The organism is Streptomyces chlorus (genome assembly GCF_042655885.1).
Lineage (GTDB): Bacteria > Actinomycetota > Actinomycetes > Streptomycetales > Streptomycetaceae > Streptomyces > Streptomyces chlorus.
Genome location: NZ_JBHSOA010000001.1, coordinates 24,525 through 41,496 on the forward strand (window position 1 = coordinate 24,525; position 16,972 = coordinate 41,496).

Annotated in this window: 19 protein-coding genes and 1 pseudogene; 5 read left to right on the plus strand and 15 right to left on the minus strand. The window is 71.2% G+C overall.

Going from position 1 to position 16,972, the window contains the following annotated elements; translation table 11 throughout:
- Complete coding sequence (locus ACFPZI_RS00110) at positions 1 to 537, minus strand: RNA polymerase sigma factor (protein WP_381356383.1); 537 nt, start codon at positions 535 to 537, stop codon at positions 1 to 3.
- A 358-nt stretch (positions 538 to 895) separates the two neighbouring features.
- Here ACFPZI_RS00110 and ACFPZI_RS00115 point away from each other — a divergent pair, with 358 nt between their 5' ends.
- Positions 896 to 1,912, plus strand: a complete 1,017-nt coding sequence (locus tag ACFPZI_RS00115) for an aspartate-semialdehyde dehydrogenase (RefSeq protein ID WP_381356386.1) — start codon at positions 896 to 898, stop codon at positions 1,910 to 1,912.
- A gap of 64 nt (positions 1,913 to 1,976) precedes the next feature.
- On the opposite strand, the gene ACFPZI_RS00120 is transcribed toward ACFPZI_RS00115, so the two are convergent.
- Positions 1,977 to 2,303, minus strand: a complete 327-nt coding sequence (locus ACFPZI_RS00120; RefSeq protein WP_381356388.1) for a type II toxin-antitoxin system PemK/MazF family toxin — start codon at positions 2,301 to 2,303, stop codon at positions 1,977 to 1,979.
- Between the two features lie 7 nt (positions 2,304 to 2,310).
- Positions 2,311 to 2,541: a ribbon-helix-helix domain-containing protein gene (locus ACFPZI_RS00125; RefSeq protein ID WP_381356390.1), complete on the minus strand. Its 231-nt coding sequence runs from the start codon at positions 2,539 to 2,541 to the stop codon at positions 2,311 to 2,313.
- A 495-nt stretch (positions 2,542 to 3,036) separates the two neighbouring features.
- Between ACFPZI_RS00125 and ACFPZI_RS00130 the strand changes: the two genes are divergently transcribed.
- Positions 3,037 to 3,813 (plus strand): class I SAM-dependent methyltransferase, encoded by a 777-nt coding sequence (locus ACFPZI_RS00130; protein WP_381356393.1) that lies wholly within the window; start codon positions 3,037 to 3,039, stop codon positions 3,811 to 3,813.
- Here the strand turns inward: ACFPZI_RS00130 and ACFPZI_RS00135 are convergent.
- Positions 3,810 to 4,327, minus strand: a pseudogene (locus ACFPZI_RS00135) (DUF1203 domain-containing protein). The gene ACFPZI_RS00130 and the pseudogene ACFPZI_RS00135 overlap by 4 nt on opposite strands.
- Positions 4,328 to 4,440: 113 nt before the next feature.
- Between ACFPZI_RS00135 and pepN the strand changes: the two are divergent.
- Positions 4,441 to 7,041, plus strand: a complete 2,601-nt coding sequence (gene pepN, locus ACFPZI_RS00140) for an aminopeptidase N (protein ID WP_381356396.1) — start codon at positions 4,441 to 4,443, stop codon at positions 7,039 to 7,041.
- A 417-nt stretch (positions 7,042 to 7,458) separates the two neighbouring features.
- On the opposite strand, the gene ACFPZI_RS00145 is transcribed toward pepN, so the two are convergent.
- Both ACFPZI_RS00145 and ACFPZI_RS00150 read right to left on the minus strand, forming a co-directional pair.
- Positions 7,459 to 7,659 carry a DUF397 domain-containing protein gene (locus ACFPZI_RS00145; RefSeq protein WP_381356491.1) on the minus strand — a complete coding sequence of 67 codons (201 nt, stop codon included), beginning with the start codon at positions 7,657 to 7,659 and terminating at the stop codon, positions 7,459 to 7,461.
- Between the two features lie 8 nt (positions 7,660 to 7,667).
- Positions 7,668 to 8,519, minus strand: a complete 852-nt coding sequence (locus tag ACFPZI_RS00150; protein ID WP_381356494.1) for a DUF5753 domain-containing protein — start codon at positions 8,517 to 8,519, stop codon at positions 7,668 to 7,670.
- A 233-nt stretch (positions 8,520 to 8,752) separates the two neighbouring features.
- Here ACFPZI_RS00150 and ACFPZI_RS00155 point away from each other — a divergent pair, with 233 nt between their 5' ends.
- The gene (locus tag ACFPZI_RS00155) at positions 8,753 to 9,181 is read left to right on the plus strand and encodes an ATP-binding protein (protein ID WP_381356399.1); all 429 of its coding nucleotides are present in this window, start codon (positions 8,753 to 8,755) and stop codon (positions 9,179 to 9,181) included.
- A gap of 24 nt (positions 9,182 to 9,205) precedes the next feature.
- Here ACFPZI_RS00155 and ACFPZI_RS00160 read toward each other — a convergent pair whose 3' ends face one another.
- Both ACFPZI_RS00160 and ACFPZI_RS00165 read right to left on the minus strand, forming a co-directional pair.
- Positions 9,206 to 9,634 carry a hypothetical protein gene (locus tag ACFPZI_RS00160; RefSeq protein ID WP_381356402.1) on the minus strand — a complete coding sequence of 143 codons (429 nt, stop codon included), beginning with the start codon at positions 9,632 to 9,634 and terminating at the stop codon, positions 9,206 to 9,208.
- Between the two features lie 120 nt (positions 9,635 to 9,754).
- Positions 9,755 to 10,681: an EamA family transporter gene (locus ACFPZI_RS00165; RefSeq protein ID WP_381356403.1), complete on the minus strand. Its 927-nt coding sequence runs from the start codon at positions 10,679 to 10,681 to the stop codon at positions 9,755 to 9,757.
- A 117-nt stretch (positions 10,682 to 10,798) separates the two neighbouring features.
- Between ACFPZI_RS00165 and ACFPZI_RS00170 the strand changes: the two genes are divergently transcribed.
- Positions 10,799 to 11,308, plus strand: a complete 510-nt coding sequence (locus tag ACFPZI_RS00170; protein WP_381356406.1) for a MarR family winged helix-turn-helix transcriptional regulator — start codon at positions 10,799 to 10,801, stop codon at positions 11,306 to 11,308.
- Positions 11,309 to 11,423: 115 nt separating this feature from the next.
- Here ACFPZI_RS00170 and ACFPZI_RS00175 read toward each other — a convergent pair whose 3' ends face one another.
- The 7 genes from ACFPZI_RS00175 to ACFPZI_RS00205 form a co-directional block, all read right to left on the minus strand.
- On the minus strand, positions 11,424 to 12,161 hold the full coding sequence (locus ACFPZI_RS00175; protein ID WP_381356409.1) for a nitroreductase family protein: 738 nt from the start codon (positions 12,159 to 12,161) through the stop codon (positions 11,424 to 11,426).
- 52 nt (positions 12,162 to 12,213) lie between these two features.
- Positions 12,214 to 12,414, minus strand: coding sequence for a DUF397 domain-containing protein (locus ACFPZI_RS00180; protein WP_381356412.1), 201 nt, complete (start codon positions 12,412 to 12,414; stop codon positions 12,214 to 12,216).
- Positions 12,415 to 12,615: 201 nt separating this feature from the next.
- The gene (locus tag ACFPZI_RS00185; protein ID WP_381356415.1) at positions 12,616 to 13,260 is read right to left on the minus strand and encodes a dihydrofolate reductase family protein; all 645 of its coding nucleotides are present in this window, start codon (positions 13,258 to 13,260) and stop codon (positions 12,616 to 12,618) included.
- Between the two features lie 264 nt (positions 13,261 to 13,524).
- Positions 13,525 to 13,728, minus strand: coding sequence for a hypothetical protein (locus ACFPZI_RS00190; RefSeq protein WP_381356418.1), 204 nt, complete (start codon positions 13,726 to 13,728; stop codon positions 13,525 to 13,527).
- Positions 13,729 to 13,907: 179 nt separating this feature from the next.
- The gene (locus tag ACFPZI_RS00195; protein ID WP_381356419.1) at positions 13,908 to 14,183 is read right to left on the minus strand and encodes a hypothetical protein; all 276 of its coding nucleotides are present in this window, start codon (positions 14,181 to 14,183) and stop codon (positions 13,908 to 13,910) included.
- 98 nt (positions 14,184 to 14,281) lie between these two features.
- Positions 14,282 to 16,645, minus strand: a complete 2,364-nt coding sequence (gene malQ, locus ACFPZI_RS00200; RefSeq protein WP_381356422.1) for a 4-alpha-glucanotransferase — start codon at positions 16,643 to 16,645, stop codon at positions 14,282 to 14,284.
- Positions 16,646 to 16,909, minus strand: coding sequence for a hypothetical protein (locus tag ACFPZI_RS00205; RefSeq protein WP_381356497.1), 264 nt, complete (start codon positions 16,907 to 16,909; stop codon positions 16,646 to 16,648).
- Positions 16,910 to 16,972: the final 63 nt, after the last annotated feature.

Genomic DNA, 16,972 nt, shown 5'->3' on the forward strand with positions numbered 1-16,972 from the left:
CTACACCACCTCGTCCTCGTGCAGGCGGGCGCGCAGAGCCCGGACCGCCGTGTGCAGCCTGCTCTTGACCGTGCCCTCCGGCACCCCGAGCTGCTCGGCTATCGAGCGCACCGGAAGGTCGGCGTAGAACCGCAGCACGACGACCTGGCGCTGGGCGTCGGGCAGTCCGTCCAGGCCGCGGGCGACGGCGAGGGAGAGCAGGCGGGTCTCCTCGTCGGCAGGAGCCTCGGCGGGGCGCAGCGCGGCGAGGCGTTCGCCGAGCCGCTCCTGGCGGCGTTTGGCCCGGTGCCAGTCCATGGCGAGGTGGGAGGCGACGACCGCCGCCCACGCCGAGACGTCCCGGGGCGCCTCCTGCCCGCTCGCGGCGCGTTCCAGCAGCCGCAGCCGGACCTGCTGCACTCCGTCCGGCAGGTCGGTCTGCGGCACCCCGCCGAGCGCGAGCACCGCCCGGACCCGGCGCTCCTGCGCCGCGTCCAGCGGGTCGTCCTCCGCTGCGCCGTACGCCTGCCGGCCACGCCGGATCCTTCCGCGCAGCACTGCCCACCCCCCTCACGCCGTTTCTCCTACGACGCCGACGGGGCCCGGAACGTTCGCCCGTCGCGCGAACCGGGCAGAGGCGTACGTCACACCTCCGTGTGGGTGGAGCGGGGCGGGGCAGGGAACCTTGCGGCCGCCGGCCCCCGTCGGCTGAATTTCTGCAGCTCAAAGGGGTGGCGACCGCAGGTCCGCAACCGGTGGCCCCCTGCCCGCCTGTCCCACTGTGCGGGCAGGGAGCGCAAAGAATTGGACAGGCGGGCCCTGGTCGGCCGCATGATGGAAATGCCCCGGCCGGCAGGCAAAGGGCACATGTACGCCGTATACGTCGTAGGACGCAGCAGGCAGTGAGGGAGACGCCGTGAGGGTCGGAATCGTCGGAGCCACCGGTCAGGTGGGCACGGTCATGCGCAGCATCCTCAAGGAGCGGAACTTCCCGGTCACAGAGCTGCGCCTGTTCGCCTCGGCCCGCTCGGCGGGGACGGAGCTGGACGGCGTGACGGTGGAGGACGCGTCCACCGCCGATTACACCGGCCTGGACATCGTGCTGTTCTCGGCGGGCGGCGCGACCTCGAAGGCGCTGGCCGAGAAGGTCGCCTCGCAGGGCGCGGTCGTGATCGACAACTCGTCCGCGTGGCGCAAGGACCCCGAGGTCCCGCTGGTCGTCTCCGAGGTGAACCCGGACGCGATCGCGAACCGCCCCAAGGGCATCATCGCCAACCCGAACTGCACGACGATGGCCGCGATGCCGGTGCTGCGTCCGCTGCACGACGAGGCGGGCCTGGAGGCTCTGGTCGTCGCCACCTACCAGGCGGTGTCCGGCTCCGGACTGGCGGGCGTGGCGGAGCTGCACGGCCAGACCCAGAAGGTCGTCGCCGACGCCGACAAGCTGACCCACGACGGAAGCGCGGTCGACTTCCCCGAACCGGCCGTCTACAAGCGCCCCATCGCCTTCAACGTGCTGCCCTTCGCCGGCAACCTCGTGGACGACGGTCTGAACGAGACCGACGAGGAGCAGAAGCTGCGCAACGAGTCCCGCAAGATCCTGGACATCCCCGGCCTCAAGGTCTCCGGCACCTGCGTGCGCGTCCCGGTCTTCTCCGGGCACTCCCTCCAGATCAACGCCCGCTTCGCCCGCCCGATCAGCCCGGAGCGCGCGGCCGAGCTGCTGGCCGACGCCCCCGGTGTCGTCCTCACCGACATCCCCACCCCGCTCCAGGCGGCGGGCCAGGACTCGTCCTACGTGGGCCGCATCCGCCGCGACGAGACGGTCGACCACGGCCTGGCCCTCTTCGTCTCCAACGACAACCTCCGCAAGGGCGCGGCCCTGAACACCGTCCAGATCGCCGAACTGGTGGCGGCCGAGTTCAAGGACTGACCCCCGTCCGGCTCCGAAAGGGGGCGTCCGCCGGTCAACCGGTGGACGCCCCCTTTCCGTGTGCTCACAACGCCAGATGCCGCCGCAGCGCCACGTCGATCTCGGCCATGCGCTGCCGCGGCACGGCGCCGACCTTGTGCAGCAGGCGGTCCTGCGCAACGGCACGGACCTGCTCGCACTGCACCTTGGAGTCCTTCGGCAGACGGCTCTCGTCGGAGCGCAGGAAGACCTGGAACGTCAGGATGCGAGAGGTGTTGGACGTCAACGGCGCCACCGTGACAACCCCCCGGTTGTGCCGCACGACAGACTCGTTGGCAGCGTTGTTGGAGACAACCACCGCCGGCCTGATCTTGTTGGCCTCGCCGCCCCGCACCGGTTCCAGGTCCACCATGTAAATGTCACCACGCCTCATCGGTGATCCCATCTCCGCTTGCCCGGTCCCACAGCCCGGCGTCCTCGCTCCCGTCCCATTCGGCGAAAGCCTGCGTGTATTCCTGCTCAAGCTGCGCCTGCCTGAGCAACTCGATGGCGGCGTGTATCACGGCCGACCGGGACTCGGCCTCTGTACGTGCGGCGTACTCGTCGACGAAGGCCAGGTCCTCCTGAGGCAGACTCACACTGATCTTCATACCCGCAATGCTACCCGAAGTAGGAATCCTTTAGCTACCGTTATGCGCCTCGGTCCTGGCCTGTGGTCGGACTGGATCCGGCCGCTCCCGGCGGGGTTCGCCCGGCCTCATGGCACTCTCGCCACTTTGCGCATGGAGCACCTCGGTCCGACAGAGAACGGCTGGGTCACCCTTCTGCTTTTCATGAACAGCGACACAGTTCTCTCGCAGCGGGTACCGCGCCGGGTGCACCGGCGCGCTCGCGGGTCACGGCGTGGGCGGTCAGGGCGGGTTCCTTCGGCTCGGTGGCCGGAGGCTGGTGACTGTCCTTGCGCGGCAGGAGGAACGGGGTGACCGCCCTCTCCTCACGGTGCCCGCCGGGAGGTGCGAAGCCGGCTTTGAGGTGCGGCCGCTTCGCCGACCGGACTACCGGGAACACATCGGGCACAGCGCCCCCATGAACGCGCGCCCCTGCGGATGCCCCTGCACACGCCCCTACGGAAACGAGCACCTGCCATGCCCACCACGAAGAAACTCCAGGCCAACCGCGCCGCCCTCACCCACCGCGTCTCCTACGCGCTGCGCCACCCCGGCCGGGTGCCCCGCCATCTGCGCCGCGCCGCCCGCGACACCTGGCTGCGGTACCGCTCGCCGGACCACGTCGCCTACTACCGGGCGGTCATGCGCTCCGACACCCGTCAGGACCCGGACGCCGCGGTGGGCAGCCGCAACCGGGAGCGCTGGCTGGCGCTGGGAGCCATGCAGTTCGACTACCTGTTGAAGCACGGGCTGCGCCCGGAGCACCGGATGCTGGAGATCGGCTGTGGCAACCTGCGGGCGGGGTGGCGTTTCATCGACTACCTCGAGCCGGGCCACTACCACGGCGTCGACATTTCTCCCGACATCCTGATCGCCGCGCAGGACACCCTGGTGACCCAGGGGCTTCAGGACCGGCTGCCCACCCTGACCCCGGTGCGTGACCTCACGCTGCGGTTCCTGCCCGAGGCCCACTTCGACGTGGTGCACGCGCACAGCGTCTTCTCGCACTCCCCGCCGCCGGTGATCGAGGAGTGCCTCGCCCATGTCGGCCGGGTGCTGGCGCCGGGCGGCTGGTTCGACTTCACCTTCGACCGGACGGAGGGCGAGGAACACCATGTGCTGCGCGAGGACTTCTACTACCGCACCGAAACGCTGACCGCCCTCGCCGCCCGGTACGGCCTGGCCGCCCGCTTCATGGACGACTGGGAGGAACTTCCGCACGGCCAGTCCAAGATCCGCGTCACGCACGGCTAGCCGCGTCGCACCTCGTACAGGAAGCAGCCGTACTCCACCGCGCGGACGTGGACGAGGGCGACGGCCGGGTCGGTGAAGGCCTCCGTGAGGGCGGGGGTGAAGGCGTCCGGGGTGTGCACCAGGCGGCCGCCCAGGATGGTGCCGTCGGAGGCGTAGCGGCGGAGGACGCGGTGGGCGGCGGTGAAGGGGAGGCCGTCGTCGCCCTGCGGTCCCGCGCAGTCCTCGGCGTGGAGGAAGACCGGCCCCTGTTCGTCGTACGGACCCGGGTCGGCACCCGTTTCCGCTGCCCAGCGGCGCAGGGGGGCGTAGGAGACCAGGGCGATCGGCCCCCAAGCTCTCAGCTTCGTTCGAGCAGGGGGGACCCCCAGCCCGGCTCGCTGTGGCGCAGGCAGCAGCGGAGCGGGGCGCCGCCCTCGTCGTCGGTGCGGGGAACCGGGGGACGGCCCGCGTCGTCCAGGGTGCGCAGTTCCTTCAGGACCACTCCCGGGATGGGGCGAGGGGTGTGGGTCGTCATGGTCTCCAGGTTCGCGCGCGGCGGGGCGCCTCACCGGCGGTAAACGGACATCGCGTTCCGCGCCGGTGGCGTGGAAGGATGGCGAGACCGACACATGACGAGGAGATGACCGCGTGCCTGGCACAAACCTGACTCGCGAAGAGGCGCAGCAGCGGGCGAAGCTGCTGACCGTTGACTCGTACGAGGTCGATCTCGACCTCTCCGGCGCGCAGGAGGGCGGCACCTACCGGTCCGTGACCACGGTGCGCTTCGACGTCTCTGCGGACGTCTCCGAGGGCGCGAACGGCGCGGGGTCGTTCATCGACCTGGTGGCTCCCACCGTGCACGAGGTGACTCTCAACGGGGACGCCCTCGACCCCGCCGAGGTGTTCGAGGACTCCCGGATCGCTCTGCCCGGCCTGCTCCCGGGCCGCAACGTCCTGCGGGTGAGCGCCGACTGCGCGTACACCAACACCGGTGAGGGCCTGCACCGGTTCGTCGACCCGGTCGACGACCAGGCCTACCTCTACACCCAGTTCGAGGTGCCGGACGCCCGCCGGGTGTTCGCGAGCTTCGAGCAGCCCGACCTCAAGGCGACCTTCCAGTTCACCGTGAAGGCACCGGACGGCTGGACCGTCGTCTCCAACTCCCCCACGCCCGAACCCCGGGACAACGTCTGGGAGTTCGAGCCGACGCCGCGGATCTCGACGTACATCACCGCGCTGATCGTCGGCCCGTACCACTCCGTGCACAGCGTGTACGAGAAGGACGGCCAGTCGGTGCCGCTCGGCATCTACTGCCGGCCCTCGCTCGCCGAGTACCTCGACGCGGACGCGATCTTCGACGTCACGCGGCAGGGCTTCGAGTGGTTCCAGGAGAAGTTCGACTACGCGTACCCCTTCGGGAAGTACGACCAGCTGTTCGTGCCGGAGTTCAACGCGGGCGCGATGGAGAACGCCGGCGCGGTCACCATCCGGGACCAGTACGTCTTCCGGTCGAAGGTGACGGACGCCGCCTACGAGGTGCGGGCCTCGACGATCCTGCACGAGCTGGCCCACATGTGGTTCGGCGACCTGGTCACCATGGAGTGGTGGAACGACCTGTGGCTGAACGAGTCGTTCGCCACCTACGCCGAGGCCGCCTGCCAGGCGGACGCGCCGGGTTCGAAGTGGCCGCACTCGTGGACGACGTTCGCGAACTCCATGAAGACCTGGGCGTACCGGCAGGACCAACTGCCGTCCACGCACCCGATCATGGCCGACATCCGTGACCTGGACGACGTGCTGGTCAACTTCGACGGCATCACGTACGCCAAGGGCGCCTCGGTGCTCAAGCAGCTGGTGGCCTACGTCGGCAAGGACGCCTTCTTCAGCGGCGTGCAGGCGTACTTCAAGCGGCACGCGTATGGCAACACGCGCCTGTCCGACCTGCTGGGCGCCCTGGAGGAGACCTCCGGCCGCGATCTGAGCGCCTGGTCGAAGAAGTGGCTCCAGACCGCCGGCATCAACGTCCTGCGCCCGGAGATCGAGACGGACGGCGCGGACGGCACGGGGACCATCACCTCCTTCGCCATCCGCCAGGAGGCGCCCGCGCTGCCCGCCGGCGCCAAGGGCGAGTCGACCCTGCGCCCGCACCGGATCGCGGTCGGCCTGTACGACCTGGACGAGGCGAGCGGCAAGCTGGTGCGCGTCGACCGGGTCGAGCTGGACGTCGACGGCGAGCTGACCGCCGTACCGCAGCTCGTCGGCAAGGTCCGCCCGGCCGTCGTGCTGCTCAACGACGACGACCTGTCGTACGCCAAGGTGCGTCTGGACGAGCGCTCCCTGGCCTTCGTCACCGAGCACCTGGGCGACTTCGAGGCCTCCCTGCCGCGCGCCCTGTGCTGGGCGTCGGCCTGGGACATGACCCGCGACGGCGAACTGGCCACCCGCGACTACCTGTCCCTGGTGCTCTCCGGCATCGGCAAGGAGTCCGACATCGGCGTCGTGCAGTCGCTGCACCGCCAGGTGAAGCTGGCGATCGACCTGTACGCCGCCCCGAACGCCCACGAGGCGCTGCTCACCCGCTGGACGGAGGCCACGCTGGCCCACCTGCGGGCCGCCGAGGCGGGCAGCGACCACCAGCTGGCGTGGGCCCGCGCCTTCGCCGCGACGGCGCGCAAGCCGGAGCAGCTGGACCTGCTGGACAGCCTGCTGGAGGGCACGCAGACGATCGAGGGCCTGGCCGTCGACACCGAGCTGCGCTGGGCGTTCGTGGAGCGGCTGGCGGCGGTGGGCCGGTACGACGAGACCGGGATCGCGGGCGAGTACGAGCGCGACAAGACCGCCGCGGGCGAGCGTCACGCGGCGACCGCTCGGGCCGCCCGGCCGACCGAGGAGGCCAAGGCGGAGGCGTGGGCGTCGGTCGTGGAGTCCGACAAGCTGCCGAACGCGGTCCAGGAGGCGGTCATCGCCGGCTTCGTCCAGACCGACCAGCGCGAGCTGCTGGCGCCGTACACGGACCGGTACTTCGAGGCGGTGGCCGACGTGTGGGAGTCCCGCTCGCACGAGATGGCCCAGCAGATCGCGGTCGGCCTCTACCCGTCGATCCAGGTCTCCGAGGAGACCCTGGAGAAGACGGACGCCTGGCTGACCTCCGCCGACCCGAACGCGGCCCTGCGCCGCCTCGTCTCGGAGTCCCGCGCAGGCGTGGAACGCGCCCTGCGCGCCCAGGCGGCGGACACGGCGGCGGAGTAGTCGGACAGCAGTACGCACAGAAGGGCGCCCGGCGGTACACCGCCGGGCGCCCTTGCCGTGAAGGCGATGCGGGCCTATGAAGGCCACCTACCTGGCCGCAGGGTCGACGGTGCTTCCTCGTGCCATCTCGTCGTCACACCTCAACCCACGGCTTGCCGGCCAGGTCGAACCAAGCCGTAGGGCGGTCCACTCCCTCTCGACACAAAGAAACACCCACGAGACCGGATGGGACCCTGTGTTCCATTTGCCGAAATCCGCGAAATCCTCCGGCCTCATACCACCGCAGCAGTAGAGTCGCAGCTCAGACAGTCTGCTCCCCGCACCCGCGGGGATGGCCCCAACGAACAGGGCTTCACCTTCCGCACCTACGACTGCTCCCCGCACACGCGGGGATCGAAATTCAGGGGGCGCCCCGCGTCATGCCAAGCGTCCTTGGCGTTCCTTGAGCGCGCCGACGAAAGCCGCGAAAGCGGGGGTGGGGACCGAGAGGGAGTCGCGGGAGAGGCGCTTCGAGTCCCGGATGGCTATGTGGCCGCCCAAGTCCGCGATCTCCACGCAGTCATTTCCCTCTCCGCCACCTGAGTAGGAAGACTTGCGCCATTGCATGGGGGCGGTCATCGGATACCTCACAGCTCCTTGGCCAGCTGATGAATGAGGTCACGCGACGGCTCCGGTGCGAGTGACCCGGCCCTTACCCTACGGAACAGGTCTTGGAAATGCGCTAGTTGGGCTTCACTGTCAAGGAAGGCCGTGCCGTGGGGAGCGTCGCGCACCACGGTGTCCAGGCGCGGGACCGGACCACCCAGGTGCACCATGGTGCTGCCCGCGCCCGCGAAGTCTTCCAGCGCGAAGGGGACGACCCTGACGGTGACATGGTCGGCGTCGAACATCTCCAGGATGCGCGCGAGTTGAGCTCGCATCACCGTGCGCCCGGCAACCCTTATACGTAGCGCCGCTTCGTGGATCACCGTCTCGTACGGGATCGGGTCAGGTCCTTCGATGATGACCTTCCGCTGCATCCTGTGCTCCACCCGGCGCTCCACCTCGGCACCTGGGAACTCCGGATTCATGTAAGCGAAGAGGGCGCGGGCGTAATCCTCCGTCTGGAAGAGCCCCGGCACATGGATGACCGCCACATCGCTCCGGAACGTCGCGTGATGCTCCAGCTCGGCAAGGTTCAGGTAGGCGGCAGGCAGGACGCCCCGGTGCTCCTCCCACCAGCCCCGGACGCGTCCTGTCGCCATGGCTGCCAAAGCGTCAATCAACTCGGCATCCGCGCAGGAGTAGTTGGCGGCAAGTCGACGCAGGCGCTCCTCACTCACGCCCGCGAGGGCGGACTCGATGTGACTGATCTGAACAGGGCTCACCCCGAGTAGCGCCGCAGCTTCCCGAGCGGCGAGACCTGCGGCGTCACGAAGCCGGCGCAGTTCGGTCGCCAGTCTCAGCTGACGGGCGGTGGGCTCACGCCTCAGGGCCATCGACGGCGCTCCGATCTCGTACACATGCGCATGACTCGTTCGGGCTCAGATTACGCGAACAACTTGCTCGACATGAAGATTTAGACCTACCTTCAGTCACGAAGCGATTGCCCTGCGCAGTATCCAGATCTTCGGAAGCGCACCGCTCCGCCATGCCACAACGCGGACGGCAGAGACACCGTCGACCACGACTGCCGCGTAACCCAACCACTCTCCACCTCAAAGGAGTTCGCATGCCCGAAACCGACCCGTGGGAGTACTCCCTCTCCATCCCGAACGATCCCAGAGCCGTCACCGTCTGCCGCCGTACCCTGCGTTTGATCCTCACGGTGCACGGCCTGATCGGGCAGGTCGACGTCGCGGAACTGCTCGCGACGGAGTTGATCGGCAACGCAGTGCGGCACACCAAGGGGCCCGCCGCGCTGCGGGTGCGCTGTTCGGCGTCGGATGTCCTGCGGATCGGGGCGTGGGACGCGGACCCGTCCCCGCCCGAGCCGCCGCAGCCCTTCGCGCCCGCGCTGGACCGGGAGGACGGAAGGGGTCTCGCCCTGGTGCGGGCCTGTGCCGATGTCTGGGGCTGGCAGCCGCTCGCACGGGAGGGCAACCGGGGCAAGTACGTGTGGTGCGAGCTGGACGGCGTGCGGGCGGGGCACCCGGGCTGAGCGGACCATATCGGCGCGGCGCGGTCACGCCCCCGCGAAGATCGCGAGGCGGCGTGCCGGGCCGCACAGGGCGAGGAAGCGGTCGGTGATCTCCGGCCATGGGTGGGTCCCGGTGGCGCTGTCCGCCGGGCTCCCGGGAGGCGTGGAAAAGTGGAAACGGACCGGGATGGACGCCTTCCGCGGGCCCAGCAGGTTGCGGTGCTGCCGGTCCTCGTGCGCGCGGACCGCCCGGGCCAGGGTGCTCTCCGCTTCGGCCCGGCGTTCCCGCTGGTACTGCCGTGCCGAAGCGACCAGGCCGGCGAGGGCGCCGAGCGCGCCCGTCAGTGCGCCGAAGGGGTCCACGTCCCCGGCGGGCAGAGACCGGAAGAGACCGTACCCGGCGACGCACACCAGGACGGCGCAGCCGACGGCCGCCACCCGCCACCGTCGTGCGGCCCGCCCCGACGTCCTCATGCAGTACAGCCCCCGCTGTCGACGACCACCCCGACTCGCCAGTACCGGTGCAGAGTACAAGGACCCGCGCGGATTCGGCAGATGGCGGGGGCCGTACACGCGTCACGGTCCGCCGTCCCGTTACTTGCAGGGGGCCGCCGCTGACGGACGGCAGTCCGTCGTCTCTCGGCGCCGCAAAGCCTTCCGCCGGGGCGCGGGTGCGAGCTGGCCCGCCACCGTCGCCCCGAACGTCAGCGCCATGCCGGCCAGTTGCCACGGCGTCAGCGCCTCGCCGAGCGCCGCCCAGCCGATGACGGCCGCGGTGAGCGGGGAGAGCGGGCCGAGGAAGGTGACCTGGGTGGCGGTGAGGCGGCCGATGCCGCGGAACCAGAGCCAGTACGCGACCGCCGTGTTCACCAGGGCGAGGTAGAGGTAACCGCCGACCGCCGGGCCGTCCAGCGCGGGCGGCGCACCCTCGACCAGGAGGGCGAGCGGGGCGATCAGCAGGCCGCCCGCGGTCAGTTGCCAGCCGGTGAGCGCGAGCGGGCCGACGCCCTCGGGGCGGCCCCACCGCTTGGTGAGCACGGTGCCGGTGGACATGGAGGCGATGGAGGTGAGCGCCGCGAGCACACCGAGCGGGTCCAACGCCCCGGCCGCCTTCAGGACGACCAGGCTCACGCCGAACGCGGCCACGGTCCCGGTGAGCAGGCTGCGTACCGTCGGCCGTTGCCCCAGCAGCAGCGCCGAGAGGCCGACCACGCACAGCGGTCCGATCGAACCGACGGCCGCGGCCGTCCCGCCGGGCAGCCGGTACGCGGCGAGGAACAGCAGGGGGAAGAAGGCGCCGATGTTGAGCGCGCCGAGCACGGTCGCCTTCCCCCACCAGGCGCCGCGCGGCAGCACCCGGGCGAGCGCGAGCAGCAGCAGTCCGGCAGGCAGGGCGCGCATCAGGCCGGTGAACAGGGGGCGGTCGGCCGGGAGGAACTCGGTGGTGACGGCGTAGGTGGTGCCCCAGGAGACGGGGGCGAGGGCGGTGAGCGCGATCAGGGTGGCGCGGTTCGGGGCCATGGGGGCGCACCTCTTCCCGGGGCAGCTTCGAGCAGACAGGGAATAGCTTAACGCTAAGCAACTTTCCATCAAGCTACTTTCTTGCGGGTGACCGGGAGGGGGCGGATACTCCTGGCCATGAGTGCACGCCCCGAGCAGCGCAAGGACCCCGTCGACGCGATCGTCGAGCAGTGGGCCCGGGAGCGGCCGGACCTCGACACGGTCGCGATGGAGGTCTTCGGCCGCGTCACCCGGCTCTCACGCGCCATGGGCGACCGGCTGGAGGAGGCGTACGCCAAGTACGGGATCTCGCGCGGGGAGTTCGACGTCCTCGCGACCCTGCGTCGCTCCGGCGAGCCCTACGCCCTGTCCCCCCGTCAGCTCTCGGCCACGCTGATGCTCACCACCGGCGGGATGACGGGCCGCCTCGACAAACTGGAGCGGGCGGGACTGCTGCGCCGCTCCCCCGACCCGCACGACCGCCGGGGACTCCAGGTCACGCTCACCGAGCAGGGCCTGCGCCTGGCCGAAGAGGCGGTCGGCGCGGGTCTCGCCCTCCAGACGGAGGCCCTGTCCGCCCTGGACGGGGGCCGGGCGGAACAACTGGCCGACCTGCTGAGGGAATTGCTGCTCGCCACAGAGAGGTAGCGAACCGGCCGGCGCCCGGGGGCGGGAACGCCGAACGCCGGGTCGGGTCACCACCGCGTACCGGGCGGGGCCCCCTCCCCCGCCCAGCACCCGGCAACGGCCCGGCGCCTGTGGCCTACCAGCGGTTCCGGTGCACGACCTCCGCGACCGGGCGGCGGCTCACCGGACCGAACTTGCCGCGCGGCCACCCCACCGGAATGGCCGCGAAGGTGTTCATGTCCTCGGGAATGCCGAGGGCCGCCTTCCACTCGTCCTCCAGCATCAGGTGCCAGATGGTGATGTTGGCGGCCAGGCCCAGGGCTCGCGCAGCGAGCAGCAGGTTCTGCACGCCCGGGTAGACGCAGGAGCCCTCCGCGAGGGCGGAGAAGCGCTCCTGGATCCGCCCCATGCGCGCCGTCCCCTCGGCGCCGAGCGCCTCGGCGTAGCGCTGCAGGCCCTCCTCCTCGATCCTCGGCTCCGGGAAGCGGTAACAGGGGATGATCAGCGCCGGGGTCTCGGCGAAGTGGTCGCGCTGGTACTCGATGGCGGCGACCATGCGCCCGTACGCGGCCTCGTCCATGCCGGCGGGGGCGTACTTGCCGGTCGTGGCGAGGTACGCGTCCACACACCGCTTCCACAGCGGCGCGAGCTCGGCCATGACCTCGGGGTCGGTGACGACGACGTACTCGTAGCGCTGCATGTTGCCGCCGCTGGGCCCCCAGACGGCCGCCTGTATCAGCCGGTCCAGGAGCTCGTCGGGCACCGGGTCGGGTTGGAGGCGCCGCATGGCCCGCATGGTGGACATGGTCGCGAAGAGGGCCGGTTCGGTGGCGTCGCCGGCCGGTGCCTCGGGCAGGGTGGCTTGAGTGTTCATGGACAGAGTCTAGAAACGACGCGTCCCGCCCTGACACCCGGTCACCTCTGCTTTATCCCAGGCACCCTTGACGCCCTTTCAGCCCTTCGACGAAGGCGGTGAAAGCGGGGGCGCGGACGGAGAGGGGGGCGCGGGAGGGGGTCTTCGAGTCGCGGACGGCTATGTCGCCGTCCAGCTCCGCGATCTCGACACAGTCGTTACCCTCGCCGCCGCCGGAGTAGGAAGACTTCCGCCACTGGGTGGGTGTGGTCATCGGGTTTCTCACAGCTCCTTGGTCAGCTCATGGATGAGGTCTCGTGACTGCTCCGGTGCGAGTGACATTTCCTTGCTCCGAACGCCGGGGCCGTCCCCGCGTGCCTCTGCACGCGCCCGCGCCCGCATCCGCAGCGAGAAGAGCATCCGATGGGGCGGACGCCCCCTCGCAGTCGCGGCCTGAACTCGAGTGGCCCTCGCGTCACCTTCGCCAGAACAGGTGGTGCGTCACGCCGCTCGGGCTGGGCACGACCTCCAGGTGGAACCGGTCGAGCAGCTCATCGGGGGACTCCCAGAGCCGTAGTCCGGACCCGAGCCTTATCGGCGAGACCGCCACATGCATGGTGTCGACGAGGTCCGCATCAAGGAACTGTCGGATGGTGGTGACCCCGCCGCCGAGTCGGACGTCCTTGCCCTGCGCCGCTTCCCGTGACCGTTCGAGGACCGTGGCCGGGTCGTCGTCGACGAAGTGGAACGTGGTGTCGGAGAGCGTGAACGACGGACGCTTGTGGTGGGTCAAGACGAACACCGGCGTGCGGAACGGGGGCTCCTCCCCCCACCAGCCGCGCCACTCATGGTCCTGCCAGGGCCCGCGCTGGGGCCCGAACTTGTTGCGGCCCATGATCTCGGCACCGATGTTGCGTGCAAAGTCTCGCGTGAAGTAGTCGTCGAGGCCCCGGCTCCCCCCGGGATCCGTGCGCATGGGCCAGCTCGCCGTGGCTCCGGCCCAGGCGAACAGCATCTCGGGATGGTCGTAGCCGAACGGTCGCTCGAGACTCTGGTGCTCACCGGCACCGATTCCGTCACTCGAGACGTTGAAGTTCATGACTCTCAGCAGTTGATCCACGTGTTTCCTCGTCAGGTCCTGTCGCGTCATCGTGTGGCGAGGCGCCGCACATCACGATGTCGAACGGGACGTGGCCGGATCGACAGCGGCCCGCAACTTTTTTTCCAAGGCGCGTCAGGAAGCGGCCCCGTTGACGGTGCGGCCGTGGCGGACGCGGACGGCATCGAGGTGGTCGCGGTGGCCCCCGCGACCACTCACATGCGTCGCAACGGACGTCACCGCCCATCCAACCGTTCCCACCACCACCCCTGCGAACCTTCCCGGTCAGAGCACTTGGTCACCGTCGCTGGTGGGCCGGTTCAGGCCCCGGCGACGGTTCTTCTCGGAGCGGCGCAGCAATTCCCCCGCACCGAGCGTCACGGCCGCCACGACGCGGGCCCAGCGGGGGCCGCCGCGCTCCGCCCACACCACACACGCGCACCCGCCGCCGACGAGCGCCAAAACGCCGAGCAGCACTAGAGCAATCATGTTCCCGCCTCTGCATTCGTTCCTACGGTCCCGGCGATCGCCTCAGACCGGAAAGAGCGGAGCAGCAGCCCGCACAGAGGGCGCCGACCCCACCCCCGTACGGCGATTCGCGCGTACGAGGGCGAGGTCGGCGCCCTCGGAAAGCTGCGGGGACGACCGGCCGGAGTCCGGGACCGGGGTCAGGCCTTGACGTCCGGCTTGATCGCGATGTTGGAGCTGGTCGTGTCCTTCTTCTTGTGCGACTTGTCGCCGACCATCACCAGACCGGCGATGACCAGGTAGAGCACGATCGGGGCCACGACGTACAGACCCAGCGTCTCGATCACGCTCAGGCCCGTGCCGGGGTCGTCCCCGTGGTCGCGGGTGAGCGCGAGCGCGGGGGACGTCATGAGCAGCATCATCAGCGTCGTACCGGCTGCCAGGGCGCCGGCGCGCAGGGCGTTCGTCTTGTCCACGGTGCCAACGTAGCGAACAGCCGTGGGGCCCGCGCGTCCGGGGGTGCGTACGGAACCCCGGTCGCACCGGGTATGTCCCGGTTCGAACCGGTTTGCCCTCAGGCCCCTCCCGGGGCGTCCGCGCTGCTCGTGCCGCCCTGCCGGTGGGTGTGGGTGCGCACCACGTCGAGCAGGGCGCGCAGTCTCGGGGACGTCGTCAGGTCCTCCAGGGGGATCGGGCGGCCCTGGGCGTCGGCGATGGGCAGGCGCCAGTTCGGGTACTGGTCCCAGGTGCCGGGGAGGTTCTGCGGGCGGCGGTCGCCGACGCCGTCGGGGAGCCAGACGCCGATCATCCGGGCGGGGGTCCGCAGCAGGTAGCGGTGGACGGCCTGGACGCGTGCCTCCTCCTCCGTGTGAGCGGCGCCGTCCGTGCCGTGCAGCAGGCCGAGCCGGGTCAGCAGGTCCAGCCATTCCACGGTGTCGGCTACGGCCTCCGCGTGTTCCTCGGCGAGGGGGCGGGTGAGCAGGCCGAGGCTGTCGCGGAGCTCGACGTGTTCGCCGGTGAGGCGGGACGCGGTGGGCGGCAGGTCGTGGGTGGTGAGGGTGGCCAGGCAGCCGGCGCGCCAGGTCTCCGGCGGCAGCGGCCTGCGATCGCCCTCCCAGTCCCGTTCGAACCAGAGCACCGACGTCCCGTACACCCCGCGTTCGCGCAGTGCCTCGCGCACGCCGGGCTCGACCGTGCCCAGATCCTCGCCGATCACCACCGCCCCGGCGCGGGAGGCCTCCAGGACGAGGACGGCGAGCATCGCCTCGGCGTCGTAGCGGACGTACGTGCCCTCGGTGGGCGGCTGCCCCTGGGGCACCCACCAGAGCCGGAACAGGCCCATGACGTGGTCGATGCGCAGGGCGCCCGCGTACCGGAACAGGGCCTGGAGCAGGGCGCGGAACGGCGCGTAGCCGCAGGCGGCGAGCCGGTCGGGGCGCCAGGGCGGCAGGCTCCAGTCCTGGCCGCGCGCGTTGAAGGCGTCGGGGGGTGCGCCGACCGACATGCCGGCGGCGAGGGTGTCCTGCTGCGCCCAGGCGTCGGAGCCGCCGGGGTGCACGCCGACCGCGAGGTCGTGGACGATCCCGATCGGCATCCCGGCCTCGCGCGCGGCCCGCTGGGCGGCGGTGAGCTGGGTGTCGGTGAGCCAGGCCAGCCGGGAGTGGAAGTCGACCCGGGCCGCCAGTTCGCGGCGGGCCCGCGCGGTCCCGGGCGAGCGCGGGTCGCGCAGGGGGGCGGGCCAGGTGTGCCAGTCGGGGCCGTGCACCTCGGTGAGCGCGCACCAGGTGGCGTGGTCCTCCAGGGCCTGCCCCTGCTCGGCGAGGAAGTCGCAGTAGGCGGCGAGGCGGCCGGGACCGAGCGGTACGGCGTTCACCATTTCGAGTGCGGCCTTCTTGGTCGCCCAGACGGCGTCCCGGTCGATGAGGGCGCCCTTGTCCAGCACCGCCTCGCGCAGCTCCGCGGCCCGCCGGAGCAGGTCCTCCAGCCGGTCCCGCAGCGGGCCCTCCCGCCGCTCCCGCCGCTCCCGCCGCCGTTCGCGGTCGTTCTCGGCTCCCGCGACGCCCGCGGCTCCCGCGGCTCCCGCGGCTCCCGCGGCTCCCGCGACACCCTCGCCCTCCCCCACGTACGCGAACTCCGGAACGTCCTCGATCCGCAAGTGGACCGGGTCCGGGAAACGGCGGGAGGACGGCCGGTAGGGCGAGGGGTCGGTCGGAGTGCCGGGGACGGCCGCGTGCAACGGGTTGATCTGGACGAATCCGGCGCCGAGGGCGCGACCGGCCCAGGCGGCGAGTTCGCCGAGGTCGGCGAGGTCTCCCATGCCCCAGGAGCGGCGGGAGAGGAGCGAGTAGAGCTGGACGAGGAGCCCGTAGGAGCGGGCCGGGGGCGCGGGCAGCCGGGGCGGGGCGACGATCAGGTGGGCCTCGCCGGTGCGGCCGTCGGGCGCGGTGGCGGTCACCCGGTGCACGCCGGGCGGGAGGTTCTCGGCCGAGGCGCGGGTCTCGCCCTGCTCGGTGCGGACGAGCAGCCGGGTTCCCTCGGGGAGCGCGGCCAGGGCGGGCGGCGCGCCGGTGCCCCAGCCGACCAGGGTGGGCGGCAGCAGTCGCTCGGCCCGCTCCCGCTCGCCGGCGGTGAGCGCGTCACGGACGGCCTCGGGGGTCCCCGCGTCCACGCCGAGGGCGGCCAGGGCGAGGGTGACGGCGGTGGCAGGGGCGGCGACCGTACGGTCCGGGGAGGGGTTGTAGGAGGTGGCGACGCCATGGAGGGCCGCGAGCCGGGACAGGTCCGCGGAAGGCTCGGGAGGCTCGGGAGCCGGCCCGGAGGGCGGCGGGGAAAGCCCGGACGGCGGCGGGGAAGGGTCGGAGGGCGACTCGGAGAACGACGGGGAAGGTGACTCGGAGGACGACTCCGAAGGCGGCTCGGCCGGTCCGGCACCGGCCATCTAGGGCTCCGGGACGTACTGCGCCGGGAAGGAGTCGAGTCCGCCGGCGTCCATGGCTGCGTCGGACTCGCTGGTCAGGGGGGCGGCGTCGGAGAGCGGGGGCTCGCTGGTGAGGGGTTCGGCGTCGGGCAGCGGGGGCTCGCTGGTGAGCGGCACTCCCGCGCAGGGGCCCTCCGCGCTGAAGACGCAGGCGTGCATGCCTTCGGCTTCGGCGCTGTGCAGGCCGTCGAGGTCGGCGGACAGTTCCGCCTCGGGTTTGGACATGGGCGGGGACAGAACGAACGCCGGTGCAGCAGCCACTGAGGGCCTCCTCGTCGAAATCAATCA

Bases quoted from the DNA above. Each gene is read 5' to 3' on its own strand.
- ACFPZI_RS00120 (WP_381356388.1), bottom strand. From the start codon at position 2,303: ATGGTGGACCTGGAACCGGTGCGGGGCGGCGAGGCCAACAAGATCAGG.
- ACFPZI_RS00125 (WP_381356390.1), bottom strand. From the start codon at position 2,541: ATGAAGATCAGTGTGAGTCTGCCTCAGGAGGACCTGGCCTTCGTCGAC.
- ACFPZI_RS00130 (WP_381356393.1), top strand. From the start codon at position 3,037: ATGCCCACCACGAAGAAACTCCAGGCCAACCGCGCCGCCCTCACCCAC.
- ACFPZI_RS00145 (WP_381356491.1), bottom strand. From the start codon at position 7,659: ATGACCGCCCCCATGCAATGGCGCAAGTCTTCCTACTCAGGTGGCGGA.
- ACFPZI_RS00150 (WP_381356494.1), bottom strand. From the start codon at position 8,519: ATGGCCCTGAGGCGTGAGCCCACCGCCCGTCAGCTGAGACTGGCGACC.
- ACFPZI_RS00155 (WP_381356399.1), top strand. From the start codon at position 8,753: ATGCCCGAAACCGACCCGTGGGAGTACTCCCTCTCCATCCCGAACGAT.
- ACFPZI_RS00160 (WP_381356402.1), bottom strand. From the start codon at position 9,634: ATGAGGACGTCGGGGCGGGCCGCACGACGGTGGCGGGTGGCGGCCGTC.
- ACFPZI_RS00165 (WP_381356403.1), bottom strand. From the start codon at position 10,681: ATGGCCCCGAACCGCGCCACCCTGATCGCGCTCACCGCCCTCGCCCCC.
- ACFPZI_RS00170 (WP_381356406.1), top strand. From the start codon at position 10,799: ATGAGTGCACGCCCCGAGCAGCGCAAGGACCCCGTCGACGCGATCGTC.
- ACFPZI_RS00175 (WP_381356409.1), bottom strand. From the start codon at position 12,161: ATGAACACTCAAGCCACCCTGCCCGAGGCACCGGCCGGCGACGCCACC.
- ACFPZI_RS00180 (WP_381356412.1), bottom strand. From the start codon at position 12,414: ATGACCACACCCACCCAGTGGCGGAAGTCTTCCTACTCCGGCGGCGGC.
- ACFPZI_RS00190 (WP_381356418.1), bottom strand. From the start codon at position 13,728: ATGATTGCTCTAGTGCTGCTCGGCGTTTTGGCGCTCGTCGGCGGCGGG.
- malQ (WP_381356422.1), bottom strand. From the start codon at position 16,645: ATGGCCGGTGCCGGACCGGCCGAGCCGCCTTCGGAGTCGTCCTCCGAG.
- ACFPZI_RS00205 (WP_381356497.1), bottom strand. From the start codon at position 16,909: ATGTCCAAACCCGAGGCGGAACTGTCCGCCGACCTCGACGGCCTGCAC.